15 protein-coding genes are annotated in these 15,832 nt (G+C 63.4%); 11 read left to right on the top strand and 4 right to left on the bottom strand.

The window, feature by feature from the left end:
* Window positions 1-98 precede the first annotated feature (98 nt).
* The 7 genes from JQ609_RS10995 to JQ609_RS10965 all read left to right on the top strand — a co-directional run bounded on the left by JQ609_RS10995 (window position 99) and on the right by JQ609_RS10965 (window position 6,833).
* The gene (locus tag JQ609_RS10995; RefSeq protein ID WP_212273428.1) at window positions 99-1,100 is read left to right on the top strand and encodes a sulfate ABC transporter substrate-binding protein; all 1,002 of its coding nucleotides are present in this window, start codon (window positions 99-101) and stop codon (window positions 1,098-1,100) included.
* A 76-nt stretch (window positions 1,101-1,176) separates the two neighbouring features.
* Window positions 1,177-1,983 (top strand): sulfate ABC transporter permease subunit CysT, encoded by an 807-nt coding sequence (gene cysT, locus JQ609_RS10990; RefSeq protein ID WP_283813791.1) that lies wholly within the window; start codon window positions 1,177-1,179, stop codon window positions 1,981-1,983.
* Between the two features lie 7 nt (window positions 1,984-1,990).
* A complete protein-coding gene (gene cysW / locus JQ609_RS10985; RefSeq protein WP_212208576.1) occupies window positions 1,991-2,953 on the top strand; it encodes a sulfate ABC transporter permease subunit CysW in 963 nt (320 codons plus the stop codon).
* On the top strand, window positions 2,943-3,992 hold the full coding sequence (locus JQ609_RS10980) for a sulfate/molybdate ABC transporter ATP-binding protein (protein WP_212273427.1): 1,050 nt from the start codon (window positions 2,943-2,945) through the stop codon (window positions 3,990-3,992). The genes cysW and JQ609_RS10980 overlap by 11 nt, the downstream gene beginning before the upstream one ends.
* A gap of 184 nt (window positions 3,993-4,176) precedes the next feature.
* Window positions 4,177-4,674 (top strand): CAP domain-containing protein, encoded by a 498-nt coding sequence (locus JQ609_RS10975; protein ID WP_192736918.1) that lies wholly within the window; start codon window positions 4,177-4,179, stop codon window positions 4,672-4,674.
* 186 nt (window positions 4,675-4,860) lie between these two features.
* A complete protein-coding gene (locus JQ609_RS10970) occupies window positions 4,861-6,039 on the top strand; it encodes a DUF3734 domain-containing protein (protein ID WP_212273426.1) in 1,179 nt (392 codons plus the stop codon).
* Window positions 6,040-6,044: 5 nt separating this feature from the next.
* Window positions 6,045-6,833 (top strand): 3-hydroxybutyrate dehydrogenase, encoded by a 789-nt coding sequence (locus JQ609_RS10965; protein WP_192736915.1) that lies wholly within the window; start codon window positions 6,045-6,047, stop codon window positions 6,831-6,833.
* Window positions 6,834-7,071: 238 nt separating this feature from the next.
* Here JQ609_RS10965 and JQ609_RS10960 read toward each other — a convergent pair whose 3' ends face one another.
* The gene (locus tag JQ609_RS10960) at window positions 7,072-8,448 is read right to left on the bottom strand and encodes a polysaccharide biosynthesis C-terminal domain-containing protein (protein WP_212208573.1); all 1,377 of its coding nucleotides are present in this window, start codon (window positions 8,446-8,448) and stop codon (window positions 7,072-7,074) included.
* Between the two features lie 254 nt (window positions 8,449-8,702).
* Window positions 8,703-9,542 carry a protein-disulfide reductase DsbD domain-containing protein gene (locus JQ609_RS10955; RefSeq protein ID WP_212208572.1) on the bottom strand — a complete coding sequence of 280 codons (840 nt, stop codon included), beginning with the start codon at window positions 9,540-9,542 and terminating at the stop codon, window positions 8,703-8,705.
* Window positions 9,543-9,677: 135 nt separating this feature from the next.
* On the opposite strand from JQ609_RS10955, the gene JQ609_RS10950 reads away from it, so the two are divergent.
* From JQ609_RS10950 to JQ609_RS10940, 3 genes are all read left to right on the top strand, one after another.
* A complete protein-coding gene (locus tag JQ609_RS10950) occupies window positions 9,678-10,340 on the top strand; it encodes a YqgE/AlgH family protein (RefSeq protein WP_212273425.1) in 663 nt (220 codons plus the stop codon).
* A gap of 336 nt (window positions 10,341-10,676) precedes the next feature.
* On the top strand, window positions 10,677-12,167 hold the full coding sequence (locus JQ609_RS10945) for an amidohydrolase family protein (protein WP_212273424.1): 1,491 nt from the start codon (window positions 10,677-10,679) through the stop codon (window positions 12,165-12,167).
* A gap of 1 nt (window position 12,168) precedes the next feature.
* Window positions 12,169-13,104, top strand: a complete 936-nt coding sequence (locus tag JQ609_RS10940; RefSeq protein ID WP_212273423.1) for a GTP-binding protein — start codon at window positions 12,169-12,171, stop codon at window positions 13,102-13,104.
* A gap of 163 nt (window positions 13,105-13,267) precedes the next feature.
* Here the strand turns inward: JQ609_RS10940 and JQ609_RS10935 are convergent, their stop codons facing one another.
* Both JQ609_RS10935 and JQ609_RS10930 read right to left on the bottom strand, forming a co-directional pair.
* The gene (locus JQ609_RS10935) at window positions 13,268-14,158 is read right to left on the bottom strand and encodes a TauD/TfdA family dioxygenase (RefSeq protein WP_212273422.1); all 891 of its coding nucleotides are present in this window, start codon (window positions 14,156-14,158) and stop codon (window positions 13,268-13,270) included.
* A gap of 205 nt (window positions 14,159-14,363) precedes the next feature.
* Window positions 14,364-15,143 carry an SDR family NAD(P)-dependent oxidoreductase gene (locus JQ609_RS10930; protein ID WP_212273421.1) on the bottom strand — a complete coding sequence of 260 codons (780 nt, stop codon included), beginning with the start codon at window positions 15,141-15,143 and terminating at the stop codon, window positions 14,364-14,366.
* Window positions 15,144-15,250: 107 nt separating this feature from the next.
* On the opposite strand from JQ609_RS10930, the gene JQ609_RS10925 reads away from it, so the two are divergent.
* Window positions 15,251-15,832 (top strand): GNAT family N-acetyltransferase, encoded by a 582-nt coding sequence (locus JQ609_RS10925; protein ID WP_312014835.1) that lies wholly within the window; start codon window positions 15,251-15,253, stop codon window positions 15,830-15,832.

Genomic DNA, 15,832 nt, shown 5'->3' with positions numbered 1-15,832 from the left:
GCACCGCCGCAAACAATGAAAAGCGGTTTCGTTGACTAAAGGCCACTTCACCGCGAGTTATGTCCCGCGTGTTCCGGTGATATCCTTCACCAGGCCGAATGGAGATTGAGATGTTCCGTCGTCTTCTGCCCCTCGTCGCGGGACTGCTGTGGGCAGGTTCTGCGCTCGCTGCCGATGTAACGCTGCTCAACGTGTCGTACGATCCGACGCGCGAGCTCTATGCCGATTTCAACAAGGCGTTCATTGCCGCTTACAGTAAGGAAACCGGCAAGAGCGTCGAGATCAAGCAGTCGCATGGCGGCTCCGGCTCGCAGGCGCGTTCTGTGATCGACGGATTGCAGGCGGATGTGGTCACGCTGGCGCTGGCCTATGATATCGATGCGATCGCCGGCAAGGGCCTGGTGGCGCCGGACTGGCAGAAGCGCTTGCCGCTCAACGCCTCGCCCTACACGTCGACGATCGTGTTTCTGGTGCGCAAGGGCAATCCCAAGGGCATCAAGGATTGGGACGATTTGATTAAATCCGGCGTCAGCGTCATCACGCCGAACCCGAAAACATCAGGCGGCGCGCGCTGGAATTATCTGGCGGCATGGGGCTATGCCGAGAAAAAATTCGGTTCGTCCGACAAGGCCAAAAAATTCGTCGGCGATCTCTTCAAGAACGTGCCGGTGCTCGATACCGGCGCGCGGGGCTCGACCGTGACGTTCGTCGAGCGCGGTGTCGGCGACGTGCTGCTGGCATGGGAGAACGAGGCGTTCCTGGCGCAGCGGGAATTCGGCAAGGACAAGTTCGAGATCGTTTCGCCGCCGCTGTCGATCCTGGCCGAGCCGCCGGTCTCCGTCGTCGACAAGGTGGCCGACAAGAAAGGCACCCGCGCGGCGGCTGAAGCCTACCTGAAATACTGGTATACCAAGGAAGGTCAGGAAATCGCCGCACGCAATTCCTACCGTCCGCGCGATTCGGAGATCGCCCGGGAATACGAAAAATCTTTCGCCAAGGTCGAACTTTTCACGATCGACGACGTTTTCGGTGGTTGGGCAAAGGCGCAGAAGGAACATTTTGCCGAAGGCGGTATCTTCGACCAGATCTACAAGAACTGAGCTCTAGAACGGATCTGGGCAATTTACCGAGCAATCAGGGGGACTTGTGAGCATAGCGGTGGCACGGCGGAGCAGCTTGCCGGGGTTTGGTCTCACCATGGGGCTGACCCTGACATGGCTCTCCATTATTATCCTGTTGCCGCTGGCCGGCCTGTTTCTCAAGACGTTCGAGCTCAGCCTTGATCAGTTCTGGGGCATCATCACCAGCCGCCGCACACTCAATGCGCTGAAGATTTCGTTCGGGCTTTCGTTTCTCGCCGCCCTGGTCAATCTGGTGATGGGGACCATCATCGTCTGGGCGCTGGTGCGTTATCGCTTTCCCGGCCGCCGGCTGTTCGATGCCATCGTCGACATCCCCTTTGCGCTGCCGACCGCGGTCGCCGGCGTCGCTCTCACGCAACTGTTCGCCCAAAAAGGCTGGCTCGGAGCGCCGCTGGCTGAACTGGGCATCAAGGTCGCGTTCACGCCGATCGGGATCTTCATCGCCATGGTGTTCATCGGCATCCCCTTCGTGGTGCGGACGGTGCAGCCCGTCCTGATCGATCTCGACGTCGAGATCGAGGAGGCGGCGGCGAGCCTCGGGGCCAACCGCTGGCACACCGTGTTCAGGGTGATCCTGCCGAGTTTGATTCCGGCGCTGTTGACCGGATTTGCGCTGGCGTTCGCGCGCGCGGTCGGTGAATACGGCTCCGTCATCTTCATTGCCGGCAATCTGCCGAACGTGTCGGAAATCGCGCCTCTCCTGATCGTGATCCGGCTCTCCGAGTTCCGCTACGCCGATGCGACCGCGATTGCGGTTGTCATGCTGCTGGCGTCGTTCCTGATCATCTTCGCGGTCAATCGCCTGCAGCGCTGGGCCCAAACCCGTATTCCGGCGCATTGAGGAACTGATGTCGACGCAATCGAGTGTGGTGACGTCAGCGACCGAGCTGCGGGCCTATGCCCCGACGGCGGATCTCACCGTTTCTCCGCCGCCCTCCCGCATCGAGCGTGCGCGCCCGCGCACCGGGACATCGCCGGACAATCTGCGTACCGAGCCTGGGCCGGTTCGTTTCATCATCATCACCCTCGCGGTCACCTTCCTGTCCGTGTTCGTCGTGCTGCCGCTGGTCGTGGTGTTCGCAAGCGCCTTTTCCAAAGGCATCGGCGCCTATCTGGCGGCGCTGGGCGAGCCGGAGGCGCTGGCGGCGATCAAGCTGACGCTGCTGGTGGCGGCGATCTCGGTCACCCTCAATCTGGTGTTCGGCGTCATCGCGGCCTGGGCGATCGCCAAGTTCGATTTCACCGGCAAGACTTTCCTGATCACGCTGATCGATCTGCCTTTCTCGGTCAGCCCCGTGATCTCGGGCCTCGTGTTCGTGCTGTTGTTCGGCGCGCAGGGCTTTTTCGGCACATGGCTGCAGGCGCATGACATTCACATCCTGTTCGCCGTGCCCGGCATCGCGCTGGCGACCATCTTCGTGACCTTCCCCTTCGTCGCGCGTGCGCTGATCCCGCTGATGCAGGAGCAGGGCACCCAGGAGGAAGAGGCGGCGATCTCGCTCGGTGCGTCAGGCCTGCAGACCTTCTTCCGCGTCACCCTGCCCAATATCAAATGGGGCCTGCTGTATGGCGTCTTGCTGTGCAACGCGCGCGCCATGGGCGAGTTCGGTGCGGTGTCTGTCGTGTCCGGCCATATCCGCGGCGAGACGAACACCATGCCGCTGCTGGTCGAAATCCTCTATAATGAATACCAATTCGTGGCGTCGTTCGCGATTGCGTCATTGCTGGCAATGCTGGCGCTGATCACGCTGGTCGTGAAGACCGTTCTCGAGCGACGTCTGGACGAAGGACAGGAACCGCGTGACCATTGAAGTCAAAAACATCGTCAAGAAGTTCGGCAGCTTCGCTGCGCTCGACAATGTCGACCTGAAAGTCGACCAGGGCGAATTGCTGGCGCTGCTCGGCCCCTCCGGCTCGGGCAAGACCACGCTGCTGCGGATCATCGCCGGGCTAGACTGGCCGGATGCCGGCGAGGTGTTGATCGACGACGAGGACGCGCTGGCGCGCGGCGCGAGCGAGCGCCATGTCGGTTTCGTGTTCCAGCATTACGCGCTGTTCCGCCACATGACGGTGTTCGAAAACGTCGCCTTTGGCCTGCGGGTGCAGCCGCGCGCCATTCGCAAGGACGAGGCCACCATCCGCGCCCGCGTCAAGGAATTGCTCGATCTGGTGCAACTCGACTGGCTGTCCGACCGCTACCCCAGCCAGTTGTCCGGCGGCCAGCGGCAGCGCATCGCGCTCGCGCGGGCGCTAGCGATCGAGCCGCGCATCCTGCTGCTCGACGAGCCGTTTGGCGCGCTCGACGCCAAGGTGCGCAAGGAATTGCGGCAATGGCTGCGCTCGCTGCATTCGGAAATCCACGTCACCTCGATCTTCGTCACCCACGACCAGGAAGAGGCGCTCGAAGTCGCCAACCGTGTCGTCGTCATGGACAAGGGCCGCATCGAGCAGATCGGCACGCCCGGCGAGGTCTATGATCACCCGGCGACCGCGTTCGTGCATGGCTTCATCGGCGAGTCGATCGTGCTGCCGGTGGATGTCAGCGGCGGCTCGGTGCGGCTCGGCGGCCGGCCGCTCAATATCGCCGCCAATGGCGCGGCTTCGGGGGCCTCGAAACTGTTCGTCCGGCGACATGACATGCAGATCGGGCCCGCCGGGTCCGGATCGCTGGAAGGCGCGGTGCGCCATGTCCGTTCGTTCGGTCCGATTCAGCGGGCCGAGGTGGCGCTGTCCGACGGCGAGGGCAAGACCATCATCGAGATCGACGCCCCCCGCGACCGGGAACTCCAGGCCGGCGAAATCGTCAGCCTGCAGCCCCGCCGCTACCGTATTTTTGCGGCCCAGGATTGACGACGAAGTCGTCATTCCGGGGCGCGAAGCGAACCTCAGGTGCGCAATTGCGCATCGGGGAATCTCGAGATTCCGGGTCTGGTCCTAGTGGACCATCCCGGAATGACGGCTGGATTTAGCCCCACGTTCACCATTCAGCCACGGTTGGTATGCAACAACTGCGTGACATCACGGGGGTTGATTCATGCGCGCCGCGGCCGCGATAGCTGGACTTTTGTTGCTGGGCGGCTGCATGGCGGACACCGCCAGGGCGCCGGACCAGCCGACCATGTATCTCAGCATGGCTAATGGCGGCGCTACGCTGGATCCGCAGGCTGCGGCCTCGATGATTTCGCTCTACCGCCAGAATAACGGCCTTGCCGCCGTGGCGGTTGACCCGGACCTGATGAAGCTCGCCGAAGCGCAATCGCAGGCGATGGCCAAGCGCAACAAGCTCGATCATGACGTCAAGGGCCCGCTGGAAAAGCGCCTCGGCGCTTCCGGATATCCGGCCAAGCTCGCGGTTGAAAACGTGTCGGCCGGCTATCACACGCTGGCGGAAGCGTTCTCGGGCTGGCGTGACTCGCCGCCGCACAAGGCCAACATGCTCAAGAACGGTGTCACAAAATTGGGCATCGCGGCGATTTATGCTCCCAACACCAAATACAAGGTGTTCTGGACACTCATTCTGGCGTCAACCTAGCGCATGATCCGGACCCGCAGGGCCTGCCGGCGCAAGTGGGTACGGGTTTTCCCAAAAGATCATGCGCAAACAAAAACATAGCGCCGCGATAAACTCGGCGTGATCCTTGCAGATATCTCGCTGATTGACGCCGTCGCGAACTGCCGCCACGGTATTAAAATCATTGCCCTCTGATTGACGGTCACGATGGATACATCCGTTTCCGCGCCCGCGACGAAGCCCGTTGATGCACAGCGCGTGCTGGTGCTGCAGGGCGGCGGCGCGCTCGGCTCTTACCAGGCCGGCGCCTTCCAGGCGCTGTGCCGCTCCGGCTTCGAGCCGGAATGGGTAGCGGGCATCTCGATCGGCGCGATCAATGCCGCGATCATTGCCGGCAACGACCCTGCGACACGCGTCGATCGCCTGAAGGAATTCTGGGACATGGTATCGTCGCCGGTGTCGTGGAATCCGATTACGCCGGGTGATCGCGCGCGGTCGCTGTTCAACGAGACCAGCGCCGCTTTGATCGCGACCTTCGGTGTGCCCGGATTTTTCACGCCGCGGCTTCCGCCGGCGCCGCTGTGGCCGCAGGGCAGCCCGCAATCGCTGAGCTATTACGATACCGCGCCGCTGAAGAAGACGCTGGAAAGACTGGTCGACTTTGACCGCATCAACGATCTGAAGATGCGGCTTTCCGTCGGCGCCGTCGGCGTGACCTCCGGCAATTTCAAATATTTCGACAATGTCGAATGCAAGAAGCTCGGCAAGAAGATCGGGCCGGAGCACATCATGGCGTCCGGCGCGCTGCCGCCGGGTTTTCCTTCCATCCTCATCGACGGTGAGCATTACTGGGACGGCGGCATCGCCTCCAACACGCCGCTCGATTTCGTGCTGGATGAGGAAAGCGACCGCGATCTCCTGATCTTCCAGGTCGACCTGTTCAGCGCGCGCGGCGATCTGCCGGCCACGCTGCTGGAGGCCGCCGAGCGCGAGAAAGACATCCGCTTTTCCAGCCGTACCCGGATGAACACCGACAAGAACAAGCAGGTACACAACACGCGCAAGGCGCTCCGTGAATTGGTCGCCAAATTGCCCGATGATCTCAAGAATGATCCGTCGGTGGCGGTCCTGTGCAACGCGGTCAAGGAAAACACCGTCACGGTGGTGCACCTGATCTACCGCAGCAAGAACTACGAATCCTCGTCCAAGGATTACGATTTCTCGCATGTCGGGGTGGTCGAGCACTGGAATGCGGGTGCCCGGGACGTGCATTTGTCGATGCGTCACAAAGAATGGCTAGAACGGCCGCAGTCCGGGGAGACCATGGTGACCTACGATCTCACGAGGGACGTTTCCAGCGCCCCCGAAAGCAAGAAACAGGAGTGACCAGAATGGGTATTTTGAAGGGCAAGACCGCCGTCGTGACAGGCTCGACCAGCGGCATCGGATTGGCCTACGCGCGCGCTTTCGCCGCCGCCGGCGCCAATGTCGTCATCAACGGCTTTGGTGCACCGGCCGACATCGAGAAAGAGCGTTCCGGCATCGAGACCGACTACAAGGTCAAGGCCCTTTACTCGTCGGCCGACATGACCAAGCCCGCCGAGATCGCCGAAATGATCGCGCTCGGCGAGAAGACCTTTGGTTCGGTCGATATCCTGGTCAACAATGCCGGCATCCAGTTCGTGTCGCCGATCGAGGAATTCCCGATCGAAAAGTGGGATGCGATCATCGCGATCAACCTGTCGTCGGCATTTCATGCCATCCGCGCCGCGGTGCCCGGCATGAAGAAGCGCGGCTGGGGCCGCATCATCAACACCGCTTCGGCGCATTCGCTGGTGGCGTCGCCGTTCAAGTCGGCCTATGTCTCGGCCAAGCACGGCATTGCCGGCCTCACCAAGACGGTGGCGCTGGAGGTCGCGACCCACAAGATCACCTGCAACTGCATCTCGCCAGGTTATGTCTGGACGCCGCTGGTCGAGCATCAGATCCCCGAGACGATGAAGGCGCGCAACCTTACCAAGGAGCAGGTCATCCGCGACGTGCTGCTGGACGCCCAGCCGACCAAGGAATTCGTGACCTCCGAGCAGGTCGCCGCACTGGCGCTGTTCCTGTGCGGCGACGATGCCGCCCAGATCACCGGCGCCAACCTCTCGATCGACGGCGGCTGGACCGCGGAGTGAACCGTCATGCCCCGCGAAAGCGGGGCATCGATCGAAATTTGGCGAAAGCTGCGCGTATCTCTGCGGCGGTCGCAGTTTCCCCAGCGTCGATGGATGCCATGGCGGCATCGATGATCCGCAACTCGTCGGGGGTGGCAACATAATCGTTGCCCCGTCGCCTAGTCTCGTTCGATTTCTCCGTCGCCATCGTAGAACGATAACACGCGAGGGTTCGTACTCCAATCGCTACGACGGATTACTAAGCTCCACGCTTCCCGAACGCCAGCACGTGCAGGCCGAGCCGCTGCCGGACGATCCAGAACAGCAGCACGGTCTCGAACGCCAGCGAGATCGTGGTTGCGGCCGCGGCGCCGTGGCCGCCGTAGCCCGGCACCAGCAGCAGGCACAGCACCACGTTCATGACAAAGGCGAGCGCATAGGCCAGCGCGCAGATGTGCTGATGACCCAGCATGTTGAGCAGCCGCTCGACCGGGCCGATCGCCGAACGCACCAGGAGGCCGACAGCGGCGATGAACATGATGTCGTAGCCGACCACGAATTGCGGTCCGAACAGCCACAATAGCGGCTTGCCCAGCGCCAGCAGAACGATGGTGGCCGCGAGCGAGGGCCAGAACGTCCATTGGATCGCGTGCGCCACATAGGCCGACAGCCGCGCCTTGTCGCCGAGCGCATGATACTCCGCGAAGCGGTGCGCTGTCGTGGCCGACATCGCGTAGTGGATGAAGGAAACCAGCGCCAGCGTCTTCACGACCGCGAAATAGACACCGACTTCCTCCGAGGAACGGAATTGTTGCAGCATCAGCACGTCGGTGTAGGAGAGCAGCAGATAGAAACTCTCGACCAGCAGGATCGGCAGCGAGACCGCCAGCCAGCCGCGGAAATCATAGGCTTTCGCGCCGGCCTCAACGTGGCCGGCGAGCCTTCGGTTCAGCACCACCATCTGGCCGATCATCGCAAGCCAGACCGCGGCGGCGCTAGCCAGCATCGCCACCGTGGCGCCGAGATTGAAACCGAGCGCGAAGGCGCCGGCAGTGAGGCCGATGATCAGCGACTGGCGCACGATGAATTGCGGCATCAGGCCAAGCCGCATCCAGTCATGCGAGCGCGCAATGCCGTCCTGGGTGTTGGCAACGACGAAGGCCGGCAGGGTCAGGCAGCCGATATAGAGCGGCACAACCGTGTTGGGCTCCATCCACGGCGACAGTGTTTTCACCACACCCGCCAGCGCCAGCGAGACCAGCGATGAAACCGCGAACGTCATCCAGCGGCTGCCGGAGAGGAAGCCGCGCAGCAGCGCGTGCTGGCCGCTGGCGCGGTATTCCGGAATGATCTTTTGCGCCGACGCCGAGATGCCGAAATCCATCATGCTGCCCAGCAGCAGCACCCAGGTCCAGACATAGACATAGACGCCGTAGTCCGAACCGCCCATCCAGCGCGCCAGCAGGATCTGCGAGAAATAGGCGAGCGCGGCGCTGACGACGCGGATGATGAAGATCGTGCCGGCCAGCCGCTTTGTCAGCGACGCTTCGCCCGAACCACCAAAGAGACCGCGAAGCAGCGAGCGCAGGCGCGCGATCGGGCCGGCGGGCGAAGCGGAGGCGGATTCGGTGTCCATCACGGCCACAGCAAGGCATCCTCGAAAGGCCGCGAGGCGGCGGCGATGCTCCGATGTATCAACGATTCGTTAAGATTCGGTTGGGTGGGGGCGCGGGCGTCAATCTCCGCGTCGTCCCGGCCTTGAGCTCAGATGCGCAATTGCGCATCGGGGGACCCATAACCACAGGAGGTGGTTGTTGGAAAAAGGTGTCTACCGCCGTGTTTCAACACACCCGCCGCGGCGTATGGGCCCCGGCGTTCGCCGGGGCGAAGCTACTGCAAATTCACATTGAACTCATAAGCCCGGTCGCCGCCGACCAGCGTCAGTTTCAGCGCGGCGCCGTCGGCGCTCGCGCCCGGCGGCAGGCCGTCGAGTTCGAAGGCAAAGCGTTTGACGCCGGGCGGACCGCCCTCGATCAGCTTCGGAATCGGCAACGCCCAGTCCGGCGTCGGACCTTCGGCGAACAGGCTGACCTCCTTGCCGCCGGGCGCGGTGACGTCGACCAGCACGTTGGCCTTGCCCTCGCGCCTGACGTCGCGAATGGTGAGGGGATTGGGATCGCCGACATTGGCCGGCTTCGGCACCGCGTTGAGTGCATCGGACAGATTGCCGTCCTCGGTGCTTGCCACACTGGCAAAGGCCAGCTCCGCCTTGGCGTCGACCGGGATGCAGAGCTTGTCGCAGACCGCATAGTTGATGTCGGCGCGCAGCGTCACCGGCTTGTCGGTGTTCTTGGCGACGATCCGCAGCGGCAGCACGACCTGCTGCTTGTAGCCGAGCGAGAAGCCGCCCGCGCCGTCATCGAACTTCATCGGCGCCGGCCACAATACCGTCACCGCCTCGACATTGTCGGACTTGGAGAAGTCGAAGCGGGGCGGAACGCCGGAATCGCCGGGCGTCCGCCAATAGGTTTTCCACCCCGGCTGCAGCTGGATAGCGATACCGCCGAGCAGCACCGCGCCGCTGCGCGATCCCGCCAGCAGCCGGATCGCGGAATGGGTGTCGCGCTGCCAGGGCGAGGCATCCTCGGCGCGAACCTCGATGGCCGCGCATGCGACAGCCAAAGTGGCAGCAATGCCGAACGCGGCCCGCATGGGAACTATGACGGTCATGAAACGTCTTTACAGGCAAGTTTGGCCGCAAACCATTGAATTGCTTGTGATCCGCGATCGAATACAACGCGCGGCTTGATTGACAGAACCGCCACCCGATATCAGGATATGAATCAGCAAGAGAGGCCTTTGCGGATGAGCCCTGAAGGCAAGACACCGAAGACGGCACCGAAGACTGCTCGCCGCAAAGTCGGCGGCATTGGCCACAATTCGCCCAATGAGGGCTATCTGGACGGCCAGCTGCTGATTGCCATGCCGGTCATGGGCGACCCGCGCTTCGAACGCTCGGTCATCTATATGTGCGCCCATTCGTCCGAAGGCGCGATGGGCATCATCGTCAACCGCCCGGCCGGCAGCATCGATTTTCCCGGGCTGCTGGTACAGCTCGATATCATCAAGACCGCAGATCAGATCACGCTGCCGGAAAACGCCGAGACCATGAAGGTGCTCAAGGGAGGTCCGGTCGATACCGGCCGCGGCTTCGTGCTGCATTCCAGCGATTTCTTCATCAAGGATGCCACGCTCAATATCGACGACGGCATTTGCCTGACCGCGACCGTCGATATCCTGAAAGCGATCGCCAAGGGCTCGGGACCCAAGCACGCAATCCTGGCGCTGGGCTATGCCGGCTGGGCGCCGGGGCAGCTTGAGGACGAAATCCAGCACAATGGCTGGCTGCATTGCGCCGCCGACGCGGACCTGATCTTCGGCGACGACGTCGACGAGAAATACCAGCGTGCGCTGCGCAAGATCGGGATCGATCTGGCGATGCTGTCGAACGAAGCCGGCCACGCCTGACTGTCATTGCCCTTGGCTGTCATTGCCGGGCATAGCCGTCTGAAGGACGGCGTCGCTTCCGCTCGCCTATGACCCGGCAATCCATCCCCCAAGAAAGACATTTTGCGCAGTTGATGGATACGCGGGTCAAGCCCGCGTATGACGAGTTGCGTGCTGAAGCGCGGGCGCAACTCCATTGCGCCACTCGCGGATGCGTGCCCTCCGCCGGCAGAGGTTGTTGCCCGTCCGAAAATCTGCCTCTATGGGGTCGCGACGGCCCTTATTCGCCAGTCTGCGCGCCTTCGAAGCTGAGCCGGCTTCGCAGGGAACAGGTCTTCAGTACGCGGGAGTGACGAGATGGCTGGTTTGGTAATCAGGGGCGGCCGGGTGGTGGATCCGGCCAGCGGCATGGACGCCATCGGCGATGTGGCGGTGCTCGATGGCAAGATCGCCGCCGTCGGCACCGGGCTTGGCAGCGCCGAGCGCACCATCGACGCCACCGGACTGGTGATCGCCCCCGGCTTTATCGATTTGCACGCGCACGGCCAGTCGATCCCGGCCGACCGCATGCAGGCGTTCGACGGCGTCACGACATCGCTCGACCTCGAAGCGGGAGTCTTGCCGGTCGCATCCTGGTATCGCCGCCAGGCCGAGAAGGGCCGCGTGCTGAACTACGGCGCCGCGGTCAACTGGGCGTTCGCGCGCATTGGCGCGATGACCGGCTCCAACGCGGAAAGCTCGCTGGAGGCGTTCGGCAATGCGATGCGCGACCGCCGCTGGATCGACAACGTGGCCAGCGATACCGAAGTGGCCGGCATTCTCGAGCGCATCGCGGGCGGGCTGAGCGAGGGTGGCATGGGCATCGGCATCCTCAACGCCTATGCCCCGGGCGCCGGGGTGCAGGAACTGACCGCCGTGTGCCAGCTGGCGGCGGCGCGCGAGGTGCCGACCTTCACCCATGTCGCCTATATGTCGCGCATCGATCCGGAGAGCGCTGCGGAAGCCTATATCCGCCTGATCGGCTATGCCGGCGCCACCGGCGCGCACATGCACATCTGCCATTTCAATTCTTCCAGCAAGACGGACATCGAGCGTTGCGTCGCGCTGATCGCCAAGGCGCAGGCGCAAGGGTTGCCCATCACGGTCGAAGCCTATCCCTACGGTACCGGTTCGACGGTGCTGGCGGCGGCGTTCTTCAGCGACCCCGAATTCGAGGCGCGCAACGGCCTCGGCTATGATTCGGTGCAGCGGGTGACCGACGGGCATCGCTTCCGCGACCGGCAGGAACTGATGGCGGCACAGGCCGCCGAACCTTCCACGCTGGTTCTGTGGCACGTTCTGGATATCGACAATAACGCGCATCATCGCGACCTCCTCGACATGGCGGTGCTTTATCCTGGCGGCGCGATCGCCTCCGACGCCATGCCCTGGACGCTGACGGACGGCCGCGCCTACACCGGCGACGCCTGGCCGCTGCCTGACGACGCGACCTCGCATCCGCGCTCGGCGGGTTGCTTCACGCGCTTCCTCCGCGAGTGGGTGCGCGAGCGCCGCAAAGTGTCGCTGCTCGAAGGCATCCGGAAATGCGCGCTGATCCCCGCGGAAATTCTTGGCCCCTCTACGCCGGCGATGCGCGCGAAAGGCAGGCTGCAGGCGGGGGCGGATGCCGACATCGTCGTGTTCGATTACGAAACGCTGAGCGACCGGGCGACATTCTCTGCGATGAACCGCCCGTCGGAAGGCGTGCGTCATCTGGTGGTCAGCGGCCAGCCGCTAATATCAGACGGCGTGCTCGATGTGGCGGCGCGGCCCGGGCAGCCGGTGCGCCGGCCCGTTACCGGAGGCTGAGGTGGCGGTCCCGGTCGTGCTCGTGGCCGGCTTCCTCGGCGCAGGCAAGACCACGGTCGTGAACCATCTCTTGGCACATGCCGGGGGCAGGCGGATTGCCGCCGTCGTCAACGATTTCGGCGCGATCAATATCGATGCGGAACTGATCACCGGCGCCGCCGACGGCGTGGTGAGCCTCAGCAATGGCTGCATCTGTTGCTCGCTCGAAGGCGATCTCTTGCGCACGCTGGCCGGCTTGTTGCGGCGTGATCCGCGGCCGGAATTCATCGTGATCGAAACCAGCGGCGTCGCCGATCCCCAGGACATCGTGCGCAACCTGATGGATCCAGTGATCTGGCGCGAGGCGCCGCTCGAAACGGTGCTCTGCGTCGTGGACGCCACGACTTCGCTCGCCAGGTTCGACGACGCCCTGCTGCGGTCCCAGATACGGGCGGCCGATGTGATCGCGCTGAGCAAGGTGGACCTCGCGGACGCGGCCAGCCACACGCCGGTGCGCGATGCGATCCGCTCGATCCGTCCGGCTGCGGTGTTGGTCGATGCGCCGCACGGCGAGGTTCCGATGGCGCTGCTCTTCCCTTCGGATCCGGATCGAGCGCCGGTGCCACGCCAGCCGGGGCAGCGACGGCCAGCAACGGATCGCTTCGAGGCGCTGAGCTGGACGTCGGAACGGCCGCTGTCGTTGGCCCGATTGCAGGCGGCGATCAATCGGCTCGCGCCGAAGCTGGCGCGGGCGAAGGGGCTGTTCGAATCCGTGGAGCAGCCCGGCAGGTTGATGTTGCTTCAGTTCGCCGGCGGACGGGCGACGCTGGCCCCTGGCGGGCCGCCGGCCGCTGGAATGCCGCGGACCCGGATGGTGTTCGTTGCGGAGATCGGCGTGCTCTCGCGCGCCGAGATCGATGGGATCATGGAAGGATGCATCGAGGCTGGGCAGGCGTAACCACACTCACAGCGTCGTCCCGGCCTCGAGCCGGGACCCATACTCCGCGGCAGTCGTTGTTTCAGAAGGTCACTAACGCCGGCGATCTAACCGATGGGCCGCGGCGTATGGGTCTCCCGATGTGCAATTGCACATCTGAGCTCAAGGCCGGGACGACAGTAATCTACTCCGCCGCCTGTTGCGCCACCGTCGGCGCCGTTCCCGCCACCGTGGCGCGGCGCATGTCGCGGGGCTGCGACTGGTCGTAGCGGCGCACGCGATGCATGGTCTGGCGGTTGTCCCACATCACGAGGTCATGCAGCGTCCATTTATGGACGTGGACGAATTCGGGTTGCGTGGCGTGCTCGTTGAGGTCGCGCAGCAGGACCCGCGCTTCCGGCATGGTCATCCCCTTGATGGCGCCGGCATGCGACGACAGGTACAGCGATTTGCGGCCGTGTACCGGATGGGTGCGCACCAGCCGCTGCAGCACCGGCTTGAACAATTCCTTCTCTTCATCGGTGTAGTCGAGAAAGCCGAGCGATCCCCGCGAATACATCAGCGAATGCTCGCAGATCATGTCCTCGATCTCGGCCTTGGTCTCGTCGTCGAGCGCGTCATAGGCCGCGCGCATGTCGGCAAACTCGGTGTTGCCGCCCTTCGGGTTCACCACCCGCGCCGACAGCAGCGAGAATTTTGCCGGGATCGGACGGAACGATGAGTCGGAATGCCACAGGCAATTGCCAAGGTTGAACAGGTTGATGCGGCTGTCGCGCGGCAGCGGCTTGCCGTCCTTGCCGAGGTTGGAGACGTCGTTGAGCCCGGTCTGAGCCAGCCGAGAATCCTCCGGCTTGACGACACTGCCGCCGCGCGGATTTTCCCGCTCGCCGAAATTCAGCGCGAACGCCATCTGCTGCTCGTCGGTAACGTCCTGGCCGCGAAACAGCAGCACGGCGTATTTGTCCATGCCGGCTTCGATGTCGGCGGCCTCCTGCGGCGTCAGCGGCTTGCGCAGATCGACGCCGGAAACCTCGCCGAAGAAGTGCTTACCCAGCTGCCGGATCGTGACCGTCATGGCGTTTTCTCCATAGTGCGGCGGGCGGTTGTCCCGCTTCGTTTTGTAAAAAACTACTCCGTGACGGGCCCAAGTCAACGTTCTCCAGCGCTTGCCGAGCGCACAGCTGTCATGCCCGGACTTGATCCGGGCATCCATCAATCTTCATAAATGCCTTTCGAAGGGGATGGATTGCCGGGTCAAGCCCGGCAATGACAAAGTGGCATCACGCATTCCGCGCCATCAACCCGCCGTCTACCGGAATAACCACGCCGGTCAGGTATGAAGCGGCCGGCAGGCACAGGCTCAACGTCATATGGGCGACTTCCTCGGGATCGCCGTAGCGGCCGAGTGCGGTGCGGCGTTTGGCGAAGATGGTCTTGTGCTCCTCCGCAATCCGCTCGGTGATCCCGGTCCGGATCGGCCCCGGGCAGATGCAGTTCACCGTAATGCCCTCGCGGCCGAGTTCCACGGCGAGCGCGCGGGTCAGGCCGGTGACGCCGGCCTTGGCGGCCGCGTACGGGCTGTTCGTTGCGGTGGCACCGAGCGCTTCAGTGGAGGCGATGTTGACGATGCGCGGGCATTTGGATCGGCGCAAATGCGGCAGCGCGGCACGAATGATGCGGGGATGCGCGGTCAGCATAACCGCCAGCGCCTTGGTCCACGCCTCGTCATAGCCGTCCGCGTCGATCGCGGATCGCAGCGACAGGCCGGCATTGTTGATCAGGATGTCGAGGCCGCCGAAATGCGCCGCGATGGCGCCGACGACCTTGATGATGTCATCGGCCCTGGCGACGTCGAGCGTCCAGGCCTTGGCGCTGCCGCCTCTTTCCTTGATTTCATCGGCGACGGCCTGCGTGGCCTCGGCGTTGATGTCGGTGACGGCAACATTGGCGCCTTCGGCGGCGAACACCAGCGCGGTGGCGCGGCCCATGCCGCTGGCGGCGCCGGTGACGAGAACGGTCAGGCCCTTGACCGAACGGCTGAGCTCTCTGAAATCTGACATCGCGGATTCTGACCTAAAATGTTCGCGGAATTTGTGCATTGCGTTGCAGGATTGACAAGGCTGGCACCGATCCGCAGACAGGTCAAACCAGAGCGTTTTCCAGCGAAGTGGACTCCGGTTCGCGTGAAGAAAACGCGTCAAAACAAGATTCTGCAGTAACAGGTGCAACGTTGGCCAATATTCCCGGACTGCAAATTCGCCGCCTGCAGATTTCGGACGCCGCGCTTTACCGGGACATCCGGCTGGAGGCGCTGCAGAAAAATCCTGAAGCCTTCGGCAGCACGTTCGGACGCGAAAGCGCAGAGCCGCTGTCCTGGTTCGAGGCGAGGCTCGGGGCTGCGGATATTTTCGCTGCGTTCCTCGATGGCACGCTCGCCGGAATAGCCGGATATTCCGCGCAGGAAAATTTGAAGCAAGCGCACAAGGGACGCCTCTGGACCATGTATGTCCGGGCGTCGGCGCGGAACATGGGGCTTGGAAAAAGCCTGGTTGCGGCGGTGCTCGACCATGCGCGCGGGCGCGTGGAGCTGGTGCAGCTGACTGTGGTGAGCGAGAATGAAAGCGCGCGAAAACTTTATCGCGCGATGGGTTTCGTCGAATACGGCTATGAAAAGCAAGCCCTCAAGCACAACGGGCGATATTACGACGAGGTTCTCATGGTCAACTTCCTCGATGAGAGCTCGAGCTAG

Source organism: Bradyrhizobium sp. AUGA SZCCT0169 (genome assembly GCF_018130085.1).
Lineage (GTDB): Bacteria > Pseudomonadota > Alphaproteobacteria > Rhizobiales > Xanthobacteraceae > Bradyrhizobium.
This window is presented reverse-complemented; position numbering and strand designations above follow the sequence as displayed.

Bases quoted from the DNA above. Each gene is read 5' to 3' on its own strand.
- JQ609_RS10995 (WP_212273428.1), top strand. From the start codon at position 99: ATGGAGATTGAGATGTTCCGTCGTCTTCTGCCCCTCGTCGCGGGACTG.
- cysW (WP_212208576.1), top strand. From the start codon at position 1,991: ATGTCGACGCAATCGAGTGTGGTGACGTCAGCGACCGAGCTGCGGGCC.
- JQ609_RS10975 (WP_192736918.1), top strand. From the start codon at position 4,177: ATGCGCGCCGCGGCCGCGATAGCTGGACTTTTGTTGCTGGGCGGCTGC.
- JQ609_RS10970 (WP_212273426.1), top strand. From the start codon at position 4,861: ATGGATACATCCGTTTCCGCGCCCGCGACGAAGCCCGTTGATGCACAG.
- JQ609_RS10965 (WP_192736915.1), top strand. From the start codon at position 6,045: ATGGGTATTTTGAAGGGCAAGACCGCCGTCGTGACAGGCTCGACCAGC.
- JQ609_RS10960 (WP_212208573.1), bottom strand. From the start codon at position 8,448: ATGGACACCGAATCCGCCTCCGCTTCGCCCGCCGGCCCGATCGCGCGC.
- JQ609_RS10955 (WP_212208572.1), bottom strand. From the start codon at position 9,542: ATGACCGTCATAGTTCCCATGCGGGCCGCGTTCGGCATTGCTGCCACT.
- JQ609_RS10950 (WP_212273425.1), top strand. From the start codon at position 9,678: ATGAGCCCTGAAGGCAAGACACCGAAGACGGCACCGAAGACTGCTCGC.
- JQ609_RS10945 (WP_212273424.1), top strand. From the start codon at position 10,677: ATGGCTGGTTTGGTAATCAGGGGCGGCCGGGTGGTGGATCCGGCCAGC.
- JQ609_RS10935 (WP_212273422.1), bottom strand. From the start codon at position 14,158: ATGACGGTCACGATCCGGCAGCTGGGTAAGCACTTCTTCGGCGAGGTT.
- JQ609_RS10930 (WP_212273421.1), bottom strand. From the start codon at position 15,143: ATGTCAGATTTCAGAGAGCTCAGCCGTTCGGTCAAGGGCCTGACCGTT.